This window comes from Nocardioides limicola (assembly GCF_016827675.1).
GTDB lineage: Bacteria > Actinomycetota > Actinomycetes > Propionibacteriales > Nocardioidaceae > Nocardioides > Nocardioides limicola.
The window spans coordinates 155,053-169,795 of record NZ_JAERJA010000008.1; the positions used below are offsets into that span (position 1 = coordinate 155,053).

15 protein-coding genes are annotated in these 14,743 nt (G+C 70.1%); all 15 read left to right on the forward strand.

Going from position 1 to position 14,743, the window contains the following annotated elements:
• Positions 1-14 precede the first annotated feature (14 nt).
• Positions 15-209, forward strand: coding sequence for a 50S ribosomal protein L35 (gene rpmI, locus JKG67_RS14155; protein ID WP_203337964.1), 195 nt, complete (start codon positions 15-17; stop codon positions 207-209).
• A gap of 56 nt (positions 210-265) precedes the next feature.
• Positions 266-652 carry a 50S ribosomal protein L20 gene (gene rplT / locus JKG67_RS14160; protein WP_203337965.1) on the forward strand — a complete coding sequence of 129 codons (387 nt, stop codon included), beginning with the start codon at positions 266-268 and terminating at the stop codon, positions 650-652.
• A gap of 47 nt (positions 653-699) precedes the next feature.
• Entirely contained in the window at positions 700-1,512 is an 813-nt protein-coding gene (locus tag JKG67_RS14165; protein WP_203337966.1) for a TrmH family RNA methyltransferase, read from the forward strand.
• A gap of 5 nt (positions 1,513-1,517) precedes the next feature.
• Positions 1,518-2,588: an ATP-binding protein gene (locus tag JKG67_RS14170; RefSeq protein ID WP_307816577.1), complete on the forward strand. Its 1,071-nt coding sequence runs from the start codon at positions 1,518-1,520 to the stop codon at positions 2,586-2,588.
• A 33-nt stretch (positions 2,589-2,621) separates the two neighbouring features.
• Positions 2,622-3,719, forward strand: coding sequence for a phenylalanine--tRNA ligase subunit alpha (gene pheS, locus JKG67_RS14175; RefSeq protein ID WP_203337967.1), 1,098 nt, complete (start codon positions 2,622-2,624; stop codon positions 3,717-3,719).
• A 31-nt stretch (positions 3,720-3,750) separates the two neighbouring features.
• Positions 3,751-6,228 carry a phenylalanine--tRNA ligase subunit beta gene (gene pheT / locus JKG67_RS14180; protein ID WP_203337968.1) on the forward strand — a complete coding sequence of 826 codons (2,478 nt, stop codon included), beginning with the start codon at positions 3,751-3,753 and terminating at the stop codon, positions 6,226-6,228.
• A gap of 65 nt (positions 6,229-6,293) precedes the next feature.
• Positions 6,294-7,334 carry an N-acetyl-gamma-glutamyl-phosphate reductase gene (gene argC / locus JKG67_RS14185; RefSeq protein WP_203337969.1) on the forward strand — a complete coding sequence of 347 codons (1,041 nt, stop codon included), beginning with the start codon at positions 6,294-6,296 and terminating at the stop codon, positions 7,332-7,334.
• A complete protein-coding gene (locus JKG67_RS14190) occupies positions 7,331-7,744 on the forward strand; it encodes an ACT domain-containing protein (protein WP_203337970.1) in 414 nt (137 codons plus the stop codon). Before argC ends, JKG67_RS14190 begins: the two co-directional genes overlap by 4 nt.
• Positions 7,741-8,892 (forward strand): bifunctional glutamate N-acetyltransferase/amino-acid acetyltransferase ArgJ, encoded by a 1,152-nt coding sequence (argJ, locus tag JKG67_RS14195; RefSeq protein WP_203337971.1) that lies wholly within the window; start codon positions 7,741-7,743, stop codon positions 8,890-8,892. The genes JKG67_RS14190 and argJ overlap by 4 nt, the downstream gene beginning before the upstream one ends.
• The gene (gene argB, locus JKG67_RS14200; protein WP_203337972.1) at positions 8,889-9,848 is read left to right on the forward strand and encodes an acetylglutamate kinase; all 960 of its coding nucleotides are present in this window, start codon (positions 8,889-8,891) and stop codon (positions 9,846-9,848) included. Before argJ ends, argB begins: the two co-directional genes overlap by 4 nt.
• Positions 9,845-11,047 (forward strand): acetylornithine transaminase, encoded by a 1,203-nt coding sequence (locus tag JKG67_RS14205; RefSeq protein ID WP_203337973.1) that lies wholly within the window; start codon positions 9,845-9,847, stop codon positions 11,045-11,047. The genes argB and JKG67_RS14205 overlap by 4 nt, the downstream gene beginning before the upstream one ends.
• Complete coding sequence (argF, locus tag JKG67_RS14210; protein ID WP_203337974.1) at positions 11,044-11,985, forward strand: ornithine carbamoyltransferase; 942 nt, start codon at positions 11,044-11,046, stop codon at positions 11,983-11,985. The genes JKG67_RS14205 and argF overlap by 4 nt, the downstream gene beginning before the upstream one ends.
• Positions 11,985-12,539 carry an arginine repressor gene (locus JKG67_RS14215; protein ID WP_203337975.1) on the forward strand — a complete coding sequence of 185 codons (555 nt, stop codon included), beginning with the start codon at positions 11,985-11,987 and terminating at the stop codon, positions 12,537-12,539. Before argF ends, JKG67_RS14215 begins: the two co-directional genes overlap by 1 nt.
• A complete protein-coding gene (gene argH / locus JKG67_RS14220; RefSeq protein WP_203337976.1) occupies positions 12,536-13,954 on the forward strand; it encodes an argininosuccinate lyase in 1,419 nt (472 codons plus the stop codon). The genes JKG67_RS14215 and argH overlap by 4 nt, the downstream gene beginning before the upstream one ends.
• 1 nt (position 13,955) lies before the next feature.
• Positions 13,956-14,564 (forward strand): DNA-3-methyladenine glycosylase, encoded by a 609-nt coding sequence (locus JKG67_RS14225; RefSeq protein WP_307816578.1) that lies wholly within the window; start codon positions 13,956-13,958, stop codon positions 14,562-14,564.
• Positions 14,565-14,743 lie beyond the last annotated feature (179 nt).

Genomic DNA, 14,743 nt, shown 5'->3' on the forward strand with positions numbered 1-14,743 from the left:
TAGAGAGCGAGAGCATGCCGAAGAACAAGACGCACTCCGGTGCCAAGAAGCGGTTCCGAGTCACCGGCTCGGGCAAGATCCGTCGCCAGAAGGCCGGCCTGCGACACAACCTCGAGAAGAAGCCCTCGAAGATGACCCGGCGGATGTCCGGCACCACCGAGGTTTCCAAGGCCGACACCAAGACGGCCCGCAAGCTGCTCGGCCGCTGATCATCTTCCCCCGTGGCCGCCGCACCGGCCACTGAACCGCACCAAAGGAGCACCCCATGGCACGCGTCAAGCGCGCAGTGAACGCCCAGAAGAAGCGTCGTACCACCCTCGACCGCGCCAGCGGCTACCGCGGACAGCGTTCGCGCCTCTACCGCAAGGCGAAGGAGCAGGTCACTCACTCCCTCGTCTACAGCTACCGTGACCGCCGTGCCCGCAAGGGCGAGTTCCGCAAGCTGTGGATCCAGCGGATCAACGCGGCGGCTCGCGCCCAGGGGATGACGTACAACCGCTTCATCCAGGGCCTCAACCTCGCCGGCGTCGAGGTGGACCGCAAGATCCTGGCGGACCTGGCCGTCAACGACGCGGCCGCGTTCAACGCGCTGGTGGAGACCGCCCGTGCGGCGCTCCCCGCTGACGTGAACGCTCCCAAGGCGACCGCCTGACGGTGAGGCCTCCGGCTCCGGCCGGTACGACGAAGGCGAGCTCCCGCGTGCCCCCTGCACCGCTGACCAGCGGCAATGCCAGGGTCAAGGCCGCGCGGAAGCTCGCCCGTCGTGCATTTCGGACCGACTCCGGTCGCTTCCTCGTCGACGGCCCCAAGGCGCTGCTCGGCGCACTGGAGCAGCCGCACCGGTTGCACGAGGTGTTCGCCACCGCCGAGGCCGCCGACCGGTTCCCCGACCTGCACCGTCAGGTCGCCGCCGCCGACATCCCGTGGATCCTGGTCGATGAGCGGGCGATGGGCTCCCTCAGCGACGCCGTGAACCCGGCCGGTGTGGTCGGCGTGAGCGAGTTGGTGACCCTGACCGGCGAAGAGGTGCTCGCAGCCGGGGGAAGACTGGTGGCGATCTGCGCCGACGTCCGCGATCCCGGCAACGCCGGCACCGTGATCCGCTGTGCCGACGCGGCCGGCGCCGACGGTGTGGTGCTGGCCGGGGACTCGGTGGATGTGCACAACCCCAAGACGGTCCGCGCCACGGTGGGCAGTCTCTTCCACCTGCCGATCGGCACCACGATGAGTCCGGCGGTTGCCGTGGCTGCTGCCCGCGAGGCAGGCTTCCAGGTGCTCGCGGCCGACGGGGCCGGCGAACTCGACCTGGACCGGGCCGCCGACTCCGGGGTGCTGGCCGCGCCGACCGCCTGGCTCTTCGGCAATGAGGCGTGGGGTCTGCCCGATGAGCTGGCCGAGCAGGCCGACCATCGGGTGGCGATCCCGATCCACGGGCGGGCCGAGAGCCTCAACCTCTCCACTGCTGCGGCACTGTGTCTGTATGCCTCGGCACGCGCGCAGCGCCTAGGGTGAGGGGCGTGCACCCGCCGGCCGACGTCCTGGACGCCTTTCCCGATGGGCTGGTGGTGGCCGACGCTCACGGCGTCGTCACCCACGCCAACGCCCGGGCCTGCCGGATGCTGGGCGTGGACGGCCCCGGGTCACCCCTGGCCGAGACGCTGCTCCTTCAGGACCGTCAGGGGCGCGACTGGTGCTCGGCGGTGCGCCCGTACGACGGGCTGCCGAGCCGCTCCGGTATCCCGGAACAGTCGTGGCTGCTGCCCGACGGAGCCGAGGTGCTGGTCGCTGCCGGACTCCAGCGTGACCCTGTGGACCGACGGGTGCTGCGAGTGGCGGTCTCACTGCGCTCGGCCCGTGGTCGGACGCGTCTGGATCGGGAACGCTCCGACCTGGTGGCCACCGTGGCCCATGAGCTTCGGTCGCCGCTGACCGGCGTACGCGCGTTCGTGCAGGCGTTGCTGACCCGATGGGACCGGTTGTCCGATGACCAGAAGCTGCTGATGCTCGCCACCGTCAATGCGGATGCGGAGCGTTTGAGCCGGTTGATCATCGACCTGCTCGACGTGGCCAGGATCGACACCGGGCGGCTGGTGCTGCACACCCGGCCCAGCGATGTCCAGGTGCTCACCGAACGGGTCATCACCTCCATCTCCGCGACCACCTCCCGCGAAATCGGGCTCCAGGTCCATGGTGAGTTGCCGAAGGTGAACCTCGATCCGGACAAGTTCACGCAGGTGGCCACCAACCTGGTCGAGAACGCGGTGCGGCACGGCGACGGACGAGTCGGCGTCGGGCTGTCCCGGACGGCCACCTCGGTGCTGCTGACCGTCACCGACGAGGGGGACGGCATCGCCGAGGAGATCAGGCGCCGGGTCTTCACGAAGTTCTGGACCCGAGGCCCCGGCGGTTCCTCGGGCTTGGGGATGTACATCGTGCAGGGGCTGGTGCGGGGCCATGGCGGGACCGTGGAGATCACCGACGCGGACGGCGGAGGTGCCCAGGTGACGGTCGCCTGGCCGGTCCACGACGACGGCCACGTCGCGCCACTACCCGAAACCCCGTCGCCGGGCTCCGGCGCGGGTTCCTAGACTTGACCGAGTCGTCGAGAAGAAGAGGCACAGATGTCGGGACCGAACACCGAGTACGACCCTGTCGCGGTGACCCCGCTGCAGGCCGACCAGGTCGAGGCGATGCGGGATCAGGCGCTTGCGGCGATCGCCGCCGCCGAGGACCTGAAGGCGTTGGCGCAGGCCCGGTCCGAGCACGTCGGTGACCGCTCCCCGCTGGCCCTGGCGAACCGGGAGATCGGTGCCCTTCCGCCCCAGGCGCGCAAGGAGGTCGGTCAGCGTGTCGGCCAGGCCCGCGGGGCTGTCGCCCAGGCCCTGGCGGCACGCACCGAGGTGCTCGAGGCCGAGCACGAGGAGCGCACCCTGCTCGCGGAGACGGTCGATGTCACGCTGCCGACCCGCCGGCATCCGGCCGGCTCCCGGCATCCGATCACCACCTTGTCGGACCGGATCGCGGACATCTTCGTGGCGATGGGCTGGGAGATCGCCGAGGGCCCGCAGGTCGAGGCCGAGTGGCTCAACTTCGACGCCCTCAACCTCGGGCCCGATCATCCGGCACGGACCATGCAGGACACCTTCTGGCTGGAGCCGGCCGACTCGGCGCTGGTGCTGCGCACCCACACCTCCCCGGTGCAGGCGCGCACCATGCTGACCAGGGAGCCACCGATCTATGTGGCCTGTCCGGGGCGGGTCTACCGCACCGATGAGGTGGACGCCACCCACTCGCCGGTGTTCCACCAGGTCGAGGGCCTGGTGATCGATGAGGGCATCACGATGGCGCACCTCAAGGGCACCTTGGACCACCTGACCACCGCGCTCTTCGGTGAGGGGATCACCACCCGGTTCCGACCGTCGTACTTCCCCTTCACCGAGCCTTCGGCGGAGATGGACATGGTCTGCTTCGTGTGTCGTGGGGTGGACCCCGAGCAGTGCCGGACCTGTCGGGGCGAGGGCTGGATCGAGCTCGGCGGGTGCGGGGTGGTCAACCCCCGGGTCCTGGTCGCCTGCGGTGTCGACCCGGACCGCTACACCGGCTTCGCGTTCGGGTTCGGCATCGACCGGATCCTGATGTTCCGCCACACCGTCGAGGATCTCCGCGACGTGTTCGAGGGCGATGTGCGGTTCACCAGCGCATTCGGGGTGGAGATCTGATGACCAAAGCGACTGTGAAAGTGAGTGGCCGATGAAGGCCCCCGTCTCCTGGATCCGTGAGTACGCCGCCCTCCCCGACGACCTGGGCATCGACGAACTGACCCACCGGTTGACCATGCTCGGCCTCAAGCTCGAGGCGCTGGAAGCGCCCGGGGACGCGATCACCGGGCCACTGGTGCTCGGCCGGGTGATCAGTCGCCAGCCCGAGCCCCAGAAGAACGGCAAGACGATCAACTGGTGCAGCGTCGACGTCGGCGATGCCAACGGCACCGGTGACCCGCAGGGGATCGTCTGTGGGGCCCACAACTTCGACGTCGGTGACCTCGTGGTCGTCGCGCTGCCCGGCGCCGTGCTGCCCGGTGGCTTTGCGATCGGCGCCCGCAAGACCTACGGGCACCTCTCGGCCGGGATGATCTGCTCGGCGGCAGAGTTGGGCCTGGGTCAGGACCACAGCGGCATCATCGTGCTGCCCGACGAGGCGGGGGTGCCGGGGGTCGATGCCCGTGCGGTGCTCGGTCTGGACGATCCGGTGATCGAGTTCGAGATCAACCCGGACCGGGCCTATGCCCTGTCCCTGCGGGGGATCGCCCGGGAGGCCGCCCTCGGCTTCTCGGTGCCGTTCCACGATCCCGCCGAGCGGGAGCTGCCCAGCCCCGACGACTCCGGCTATCCGGTGCAGGTCGAGGACCCCGTCGGCTGCCCGGTCTTCGTCGCTCGGACGGTCACCGGGTTGGACCCGGCGGCGCAGACCCCGGAGTGGATGGTCCGTCGGCTCACCCAGGTCGGGATGCGGCCGATCAGCCTCGCCGTCGATGTGACGAACTACGTGATGATGGAGCTCGGCCAGCCGATTCACGGCTACGACCGGGACAGGCTCAGCGGGGCGATCGGGGTCCGCCGGGCGCGCGAGGGTGAGCAGCTCACCACCCTCGACGGCGTACGTCGTGACCTCGACCCCGGCGATCTGCTGATCACCGATGACTCCGGGCCGATCGGTCTGGCCGGCGTGATGGGTGGCGAGGACACCGAGATCTCGCCGTCCACCACCGCGGTGGTGATTGAGGCGGCGTGCTTCGAGGCCACCTCCATCTTCCGCACCCAGCGGCGTCACAGGCTGCCGTCGGAGGCGAGCAAGCGGTTCGAGCGCGGCGTCGACCCGGCGCTGGCCGGTGCGGCCGCGGATCGGGTGGCGGCGCTGCTGGCCGAGCTCGGCGGAGCCACCATCGAACCTGGGTGCACCCAGGTCGGGACACCCCCGCCGGCCGCGTCGATCACCATCGATGCTGACCTGCCGGCCCGGATCAGTGGCATCGACATCGATCTCGACACCACCGTGGGACATCTGGAGGCGATCGGCTGCCGGGTCAGCCTCGAGGGGGATCGGCTCACGGCGGTGGCGCCCACGTGGCGACCCGACCTGACCGACCCGTTCGATCTGGTCGAGGAGGTGGTCCGGATCGTCGGGTACGACCGTGTCCCGGCCGTGCTGCCGACCGCGCCCGCGGGGCGGGGCCTGACGCGCACCCAACGGCTGCGGCGACGGGTCGGTCACGTGCTGGCCGGCAACGGCCTGACCGAGGTGATCAGCTATCCGTTCTGTTCGGAGTCGGACTTCGAGTCGCTGGGCATCGAGCCGGCCGACGTACGTCGACAGACGCTGAGGCTGGAGAACCCGTTGTCGGCGGAGGAGCCGCTGCTGGCCACCACGTTGCTTCCGGGGCTGCTCCGGGCGCTGGCCCGCAACACCGGCCGCGCCAACGCCGACGTCGGTCTCTTCGAGGTCTCGCCGGTCTTCATCCCCACCGGTTCCGAGGCCGCGCCGCTGCTGCCCACCGACCGGCGTCCCACCGAGCAGGAGTGGCAGCAGTTGCAGAAGGCGGTGCCGCACCAGCCGCTGCACCTGGCTGCCGCCATCTCCGGGGACCGGGAGGCGGCCGGGTGGTGGGGAGCCGGGCGACCGGCGACCTGGGCCGACGCCGTTGAGGTGGTCCGCAGTGTCGCCACCTCGCTGGGAGTCGAGCTGACCGTGACCAGGGCGACCCTGGCCCCGTGGCATCCGGGTCGGTGCGCGGAGTTCCGGATCGGTGAGCTCGTGGTCGGGCACGCCGGCGAACTGCACCCACGGGTGGTGCGATCGTGGGGGATCCCAGCGCGTACGGCGGTGGTGGAGGTCGATCTGGATCTGCTGATGCGTCATGCGGTGGACCCGGTCGGTCCGCGGTTCTCGGCGTACCCGGTCGCGAAGGAGGACGTCGCGCTCGAGGTCGCCGAGGACGTGCCCGCGGCCCAGGTGGAACAGGCCCTGCGCGACGGTGCCGGTGAGTTGCTCGAATCCATCCGGCTCTTCGACGTGTACCGGGGTGACCAGGTGGCGGCAGGCCACAAGTCGCTGGCGTTCGCGCTGCGGTTCCGGGCCGCGGACCGGACGCTCACCGAGTCCGAGTCCGCGGCCGCACGGGATGCGGCGGTGCGGATCGCGGGGGAGCGGTTCGGGGCGGCCCAGCGCTGAGTGCGGCAGAATCGGAGGCCGCCCACCGAAACGGAGTGCAAGAATATGCAGAGGAATGTATAGTCATGCACATGGGTGCGAAGATCTCTGTGGCCGTGGCGGGTGCCAGCGGGTACGCCGGTGGCGAAGTGCTGCGATTGCTGCTCGGTCATCCGGGCGTCGAGATCGGGGCACTGACCGCTGGCGGGAACGCCGGCGCGCGGTTGGGCGAACTGCAGCCGCACCTGCTGCCGCTCGCCGACCGGGAACTGTTGCCCACGGACCCGGAGGTGCTCTCCGGACACGATGTGGTCGTCCTCGGCCTTCCACACGGGCAGTCCGCCCCGATCGCCCTGGCACTGGGGGAGGGCACCGTGGTGATCGACTGCGGCGCCGACTTCCGACTCACCGACGCCAGCGTCTGGGAGCAGTTCTACGGAGGCAAGCACGCGGGCTCCTGGCCCTACGGACTGCCCGAACTGCCCGGTCAGCGTGAGCTGTTGCGGGAAGCCCGGCGAGTCGCTGTCCCCGGTTGCTACCCGACCGTCTCCACCCTCACCCTGGCGCCGGCCGTGGCCGCGGGCCTGATCGAACCGGACGTGGTGGTGGTGGCCGCGTCGGGGACCTCCGGCGCCGGCAAGGCCGCCAAGCCGCACCTTCTCGGCAGTGAGGTGATGGGGAACGCCTCGGCCTATGGAGTCGGCGGTGGACACCGGCACACCCCCGAGATCGTGCAGAACCTCAACCGGCTCACCGACGCCGAGGTGTCGGTCAGTTTCACGCCGATGCTGGTGCCGATGTCACGCGGCATCCTGGCCACCTGCTCGGCGTCGCTGATCGGCGATGTCAGCGAGGCCGAGGCCCGGGAGGTGTACGCCGCGGCCTACGCGAACGAGCCGTTCGTGCATGTGTTGCCGCAGGGACAGTGGCCGCAGACCCAGTCGGTGCTCGGCTCGAACGCCGTACAGATCCAGGTGACGGTGGACCGCGCGGCCGGCCGGTTGGTGGCCGTCGGCGTGGTGGACAACCTGGCCAAGGGCACCGGTGGAGCCGCCGTACAGTGCCTCAACCTGGCCACCGGCCAGGCGGAGACCGCCGGCCTGAGTGTGGTGGGTCTCGCGCCATGAGCAACTACGACCTCACCCAACACGCCGAAGCCCTCGCGATCGTCCGGTTCGACGCCGGCGCCGACCTGCCCCCCTGGGCGTCCTCAGGCACCCTGCTCTCGATCACCGCCACCGCCACCGAGACCTCGCTGGTGTGTGCCGCGGCGGTCGTGCCGGCGAAGGCACCCTCGATCGGGCCGCTGATCGCGTTCGAGGTGGCCGGGCCCTTGGACCCGACCCTCACCGGAGTGCTGGCCGGGCTGCTGACTCCGCTGGCGGAGGTGGAGATCCCGGTCTTCCCGCTCTCCACCCACGACACCGACTGGATCCTGGTTCCTGAGCAGGATGCCGAGGCCGCGGCCGAGGAATGGCGACGACGAGGGCACCACGTCCACGCCGCACCCCTCACCAGCCCAGGAGCATCGTCATGACCGTCACCCACCCCGCCGGCTTCACCGCTGCCGGCGCAGCCGTCGGCATCAAGGCCAACGGCAACAAGGACCTCGCGCTCGTCGTCAACACCGGACCCCGCCACGATTCCGCCTCGGTGTTCACCAAGAATCGCTGCAAGGCCAACCCGGTGCTCTGGAGTGAGCGGGTGGTGGCCGACGGCATCGTGCGTGCCGTCGTCCTCAACTCCGGCGGCGCCAACTGCTACACCGGGCCCGACGGGTTCCAGACCACCCATGCGGTCGCCGAGGAGGTGGCCACGAAGCTCGACATCGGGGCGTTCGACGTGCTCGTCTGCTCGACCGGACTGATCGGGCTGGCCAACGACCGGGAGGTGTTGTTGCGCGGCGTCGGCCAGGTGCATCAGGCCCTGGCCGATGACGGAGGTGTCGCGGCCGCCGAAGCGATCATGACCACGGACACGGTGCCGAAGACCGTGGTCGTGGAGGGGCCGGGCTGGAGCATCGGCGGCATGGCCAAGGGTGCCGGGATGCTGGCACCGCAACTGGCCACCATGCTGGTGGTGCTGACCACCGACGCGGTGGTCTCCGCGAGCGACCTGGACACAGCACTGCGCGCGGCCACCCGGGTCAGTTTCGACCGGCTCGACTCCGACGGGTGCATGTCCACCAACGACACCGTCACCGTGATGGCAAGCGGCGCATCGGGCATCGAGCCCTCGGTGGAGGACTTCACCGAGGCACTCACCCGGGCCTGCACCGACCTGGCCATGCAACTGTTGGCAGACGCCGAGGGTGCCGACCATGAGATCGCCATCACGGTCGTCGGGGCAGCCACCGAGGACGATGCCGTCGAGGTGGGCCGGTCGATCGCACGGAGCAACCTCTTCAAGGCCGCCATCTTCGGGAACGACCCCAACTGGGGCCGGGTGTTGGCCAGCATCGGCACCACCGACGCCGCCTTCGACCCGGCCGATCTGGATGTGGCGATGAACGGGATCTGGGTGTGTCGGACCTCGACCCCGGCAGCCGACGCGGCCACCGTCGACCTGACTCCGCGCGAGGTGACCGTGACTGTGGACCTGAAGTCCGGCCCGGAGCGAGCCACGGTCTGGACCAACGACCTGACCCACGCCTACGTACACGAGAACAGCGCCTACAGCTCATGAGCGACGACAACAGCAACTTCGACATCACCTCGGTCCGCCACGATCCCGGCAAGCCGGACCCGGCCAAGGCACGGGTACTGGCCGGCGCGCTGCCGTGGCTGAAGGCCTACCACGGCAAGGTGGTGGTGGTGAAGTACGGCGGCAACGCGATGACCGACGACGGGCTCAAACGGGCGTTCGCCGAGGACGTCGCGTTCCTTCGCTTCGCCGGGTTCAAGCCGGTGGTCGTGCACGGCGGCGGTCCCCAGATCTCCACGATGCTGGACAGGCTGGGCATCGAGTCCGAGTTCCGCGGCGGCCTGCGGGTGACCACCCCGGAGGCGATGGACGTGGTCAGGATGGTGCTCACCGGCCAGGTGCAGCGGGAGCTGGTCGGCCTGATCAACGACCACGGTCCGCTGGCGGTCGGTCTCTCCGGCGAGGACGCCGGGCTGTTCACCGCCGAGGCGACGCACACGATCGTGGACGGGGAGGAGATCGACCTCGGCCTGGTCGGCGAGGTCGCCCAGGTCCGGCCCGAGGCGGTGCTGGACATCATCGAGGCGGGACGGATCCCCGTGGTCTCCAGCGTCGCCCCTGACGTGCACGGCACCGTGCACAACGTCAATGCGGACGCCGCCGCTGCCTCGCTCGCCGTCGCCCTTGGCGCCGAGAAACTGCTGGTCCTCACCGACGTCGAGGGCCTCTATCTGGACTGGCCGGACCCCGAGGAGGTCATCGGGGAGATCAGTCCGGACGTGCTGGAGGAGCTCCTGCCCAGCCTGGCCAGCGGGATGATCCCGAAGATGGGGGCCTGCCTGCAGGCGGTGCGCGGCGGCGTGCCGCGGGCCACCGTCGTGGACGGCCGGGAGCCGCACGCGGTCCTGCTCGAACTCTTCACCGACGAGGGAGTCGGCACCCAGGTGCTTCCCGGGGTGGAGACCAAGACCCGGAAGGCACGGGAGCTGCGCGCATGAACACCTGGACACAGCGGTACGGCGACGCCCTGATGAACACCTTCGGTCCTCCGAAGATGGTGCTGGCCCGCGGCAAGGGTGCCCGCGTGTGGGACGTTGACGGACGCGAGTACCTCGACCTGCTCGGCGGGATCGCCGTCAACTCGCTGGGCCACGCCCATCCCCGGCTGGTGGCCGCGGTCACCGAACAACTCCAGACCCTCGGGCACATCTCCAACTTCTTCGCCAGCGTCCCCCAGATCGAGTTGGCGGAGCGGCTGAACATGCTGCTCAATCTCGGCGTGACCGAGCGGGTGGAGACCCATTCCTTCTTCACCAACTCCGGCGCCGAGGCGAACGAGGCGGCCCTCAAGCTGACCCGGCGTACCGGACGGACCAGGATCGTGGCCACCGAGGGATCCTTCCACGGCAGGACGATGGGAGCGCTCGCGATCACCGCCAAGGCGGCGTACCGGGAGCCCTTCGAGCCGCTGCCCGGCGACGTTACCTTCGTGCCGTTCGGTGACGCCGACGCTCTCGCGGCTGCGGTCGACGATCGCTGTGCGGCCGTGGTGGTGGAGCCGGTGCAGGGTGAGGCGGGGGTGGAGATCCCGCCTCACGACTACCTGTCCGCCGCCCGGTCGATCACGCATCGGCACGGCGCGCTGCTCTGGCTCGACGAGGTCCAGACCGGGATCGGCCGCACCGGCTCCTGGTTCGCGCACCAGAACACCGCGCTCGTAGACGCCCCCGTCGTCCCCGATGTGATCACCCTGGCCAAGGGGCTCGCGGGCGGGATCCCGATCGGTGTCTGCCTGGCCACCGGCGGTGCCGGCAAGCTCTTCGATCCCGGCAACCACGGGACCACCTTCGGTGGCAACCCGGTGGCGGCCGCGGCCGCACTGGCAGTCCTGGACACGATCGTCGAGGACGACCTCCTCGAGCACGTCGCCACGGTGGGGGAGTTGCTCGCATCCGGGGTCGCTGCGGACTCCCGGGTGACGGGGGTCCGGGCCGCCGGGTTGCTGATCGGCCTCGACCTGGTCGAAGCCAAGGCGGCCGACGTGGTCTCCGCGGCCCAGGACGCCGGGTTCATCGTCAACGCCTGCCGCCCGGACCGGATCCGACTCGCACCGCCCCTGGTGCTGACCGCCGCCGACGTCGCCGAGTTCGTCGACGCCTGGCCCGGCATCCTCGACGAGGCAGGAGTGACCCGGTGATCCGTTCACTGCTCCGGGACGACGACCTCACCGCCGCCGAGCAGGCCCACGTGCTGGCCCGGGCAGCAGCGTTCCAGAGGGACCCCCACCACGCTCGCCCGCTGGCCGGTCCGAAGGCCGTGGCGATGATCTTCGACAAGCAGACACTGCGCACCCAGGTGTCCTTCAGTGCCGGGATCGCCGAGCTCGGCGGCGCTGCGGTGATGGTCGACGGCGCGCTGGCCCGCATCGGTGAGCGCGAGTCCATCGCCGACGTCGGCAGGGTGCTCGGCCGGCAGGTCGAGGCGATCGTCTGGCGCACCTACGAGCAGCGGCGACTCGAGGAGATGGCGCACTGGTCTGGGGTGCCTGTCGTCAACGCACTGACCGACGAGTTCCATCCGTGCCAACTGCTGGCCGACCTGCTGACCGTCCGTGAGGAGTTCGGAGAGCTCGCCGGCCGCAAGGTCGCCTTCCTCGGTGACGGAGCCTGCAACATGGGACATTCCTGGTTGCTGGCCGGAGCGCTCGCGGGCATGGACGTACGGATCGCGGCCCCGGCAGCGTTCGCACCGGCCCCGGAGATCCTCGAACGGGCCGCCGCCATCGCCGCTGGCACGGGCGGCGCGGTGGCGCACCTGGAGGATCCCGTCGCCGCACTGGAGGGCGTCGACGTCGCTACCACGGACACCTGGGTGTCGATGGGCAAGGAGGACGAGGCTGCCGAGCGCGCCAGGATCTTCGGACCCTACGCCCTCGACGAGGCGGCGCTGGCTCATGCAGCCGACCACGCCATCGTGCTGCACTGCCTCCCGGCGTACCGCGGCAAGGAGATCAGCGCCGCCGTGCTGGACGGCCCCCGGAGTCGGGTCTGGGATCAGGCCGAGAACCGCAGGCACGTGCAGAAGGCCGTGCTCGAGTTCTGCGTGGCCGGCGGTCTCCCGGTGGAGGCGGTGTGATGGCCGAGTCCACGGCGATGACCAAGAACGCCCGGCAGCGGCGGATCATCGAACTGCTCGAGCACGCCGAGGTCCGGTCCCAGACAGACCTCTCCGAGATGCTGGCCGCCCAGGGCGTCCAGGTCACCCAGGCCACGCTGAGCCGCGATCTCGTCGAACTGGATGCGGTGAAGGTGCGCACCAGGTCCGGGGCGCTCGTCTATGCCGTGCCTGCCGAAGGGGGCGACCGGACACCGGTGAGCACCCGGGAGACGGCCGCGGCCTCTGCTCGGGTGGCCCGGCTCTGTGGGGAACTCCTGGTCAGTGCCGAGGCGAGCGCGAACCTGGTGGTGCTGCGCACGCCTCCTGGGGCCGCGCAGTTCCTGGCCAGCGCCCTGGACCACGCCGAGATCGAGGACGCGCTGGGCACCATCGCCGGAGATGACACGGTGCTGGTGATCAGTCGCAGTCCCCTCGGCGGCCAGGACCTGGCGGATCGGTTCCTGGCCTTCGCCAACGCCCCGCGGCACCCTGCAGGCGACCACGACTCACTCATGGAGGACGGGCTTCGATGACCCAAGGCACCAACACCGGCAAGCTGTGGGGCGGACGCTTCGCCGGCGGCCCGAGCCCCGAGCTCGAGGCGCTGTCGGTCTCCACGCACTTCGACTGGCGATTGACCCCCTATGACCTCGCCGGGTCGCGAGCCCATGCCGGGGTGCTGCATGCGGCCGGCCTGCTGACCGCGGCCGATCACGCTGAGCTGCTCCGCGGGCTGGAGGTGCTTCGGAGCTCCTACGAGGCGGGGGAGTTGCATCCCGACCCGACCGACGAGGACGTGCATGGGGCGCTGGAACGCCTGCTCCTCGAGGAGGTCGGTGCCGACGTGGGCGGACGGCTCCGGGCGGGCCGGTCACGCAACGACCAGGTCGCCACTCTGTTCAAGGCCTTCCTGCGTGATCACGGGCGGCACGTGGCCGGACTGGTGCTCGATCTCGCTGAGGCGTTGCGGGATCAAGCCGTCGCCAACCTGGGCGCGGTGATGCCCGGACGGACCCATCTGCAGCACGCGCAGCCGGTCCTGTTGTCGCACCACCTGCTGGCCCACGCCTGGCCCCTGCTGCGGGACGTGGAGCGGTTCTGTGACTTCGATGCCCGCGTCGCCGGGGACTCCCCGTACGGCTCGGGTGCGTTGGCTGGATCCAGTCTCGGTCTGGATCCGCGCGCGGTGGCTCACGAGCTCGGCTTCACCGACAGCACCGCGAACTCGATCGACGGCACCGCATCACGGGACTTCGTGGCGGAGTTCGCCTTCGTGGCCGCGATGGTGGGCGTCGACGTCTCGCGGATCGCCGAGGAGATCATCCTCTGGGCGACGAAGGAGTTCGACTTCGTGCGTCTGCACGACTCCTGGTCGACCGGCTCCAGCATCATGCCGCAGAAGAAGAACCCCGATATCGCCGAGTTGGCACGTGGCAAGGCAGGGCGCCTCATCGGCAACCTGACCGGGCTGATGGCCACCCTGAAGGCGCTGCCGCTGGCGTACAACCGGGATCTGCAGGAGGACAAGGAGCCGGTCTTCGACTCGGTCGACACCCTGCAGGTGCTGCTGCCCGCGTTCACCGGGATGATCCGGACCTGCGAGTTCAACACCGACCGGATGGCGGTGCTTGCGCCTCAGGGGTTCTCGCTGGCCACCGACGTGGCCGAGTGGTTGGTCCGCGAAGGGGTCCCCTTCCGGATCGCCCACGAAGTGGCCGGAGCCTGCGTGCGCTTCTGCGAGGAGCGCAGCATCGAGCTCGACGAACTCTCCGACACCGACCTGGCGGCGATCCACCCGGCGTTGACTCCTGAGGTGCGCGAGGTGCTCACCGTGGCGGGATCCGTGGGCTCACGTGATGGCCGTGGCGGCACGGCCCCGGTCCGGGTCGCCGAGCAGATCGACGAGCTCGGCCAGCGCATCACCGAGCTGCGGAACCGGCTGGGATGACGTGTCCGGGGAGCCCTTCACCTGGCTGACCGGTGAGCCGGACCAGGTTGCTCCCCGGTTGCTCGGTGCACTCGTCTCCACGAGCCGTGACGGCGGCGTGGTCACGGTGAGGATCACCGAGGTCGAGGCCTACGGAGGCTTCGACGACGAGGCGTCGCATGCGTGCGCGGGGCCCACCCGCCGGAACCAGCCGATGTTCGGGCCACCCGGCACCGTCTACGTCTACCTCAGCCACGGCCTGCACCACTGCCTCAACGTCACCACCGGGACAGCGGGGGAGCCAGGGGCGGTGCTCATCAGGGCTGGCGAGGTGGTGGAGGGGATCCCGCTCGCCCGTGCACGCCGGGGTGGGCGCGACCGGGATCTGGCCCGGGGGCCCGGCCGACTCGGCCAATGCCTCGCCCTGTCCCTGGACGACACCGGCACGATGCTCGGCCACGGGGTCGCAATCCGGGCCCCGGCCGTCCCGGCCGGCGAGGTGCTCAGGGGGCCGCGGGTCGGCGTACGCCGGGCCGCCGATCGCCCCTGGCGCTACTGGCTGGCCGGCGACACCACCGTCTCCGGCTACCGCAGGCACCCCCGAGTTGACTCTGGTCCCGGGCTCGTGTAAGTTTCTCCGGGTTGCCCCGGGAAGGCCCCGCGAGAGCGGAGCACCCGGGTGTGCGTGATGTTTGAGAACTCAACAGTGTGTCATTGATAGTCGACGAATTGATTTACTCCGGATCCTGACTTTGGTTGGGGTTTGGTGATTCCTTTTGTTTGATTGATTCTGGATGATTTTTCGTTCAG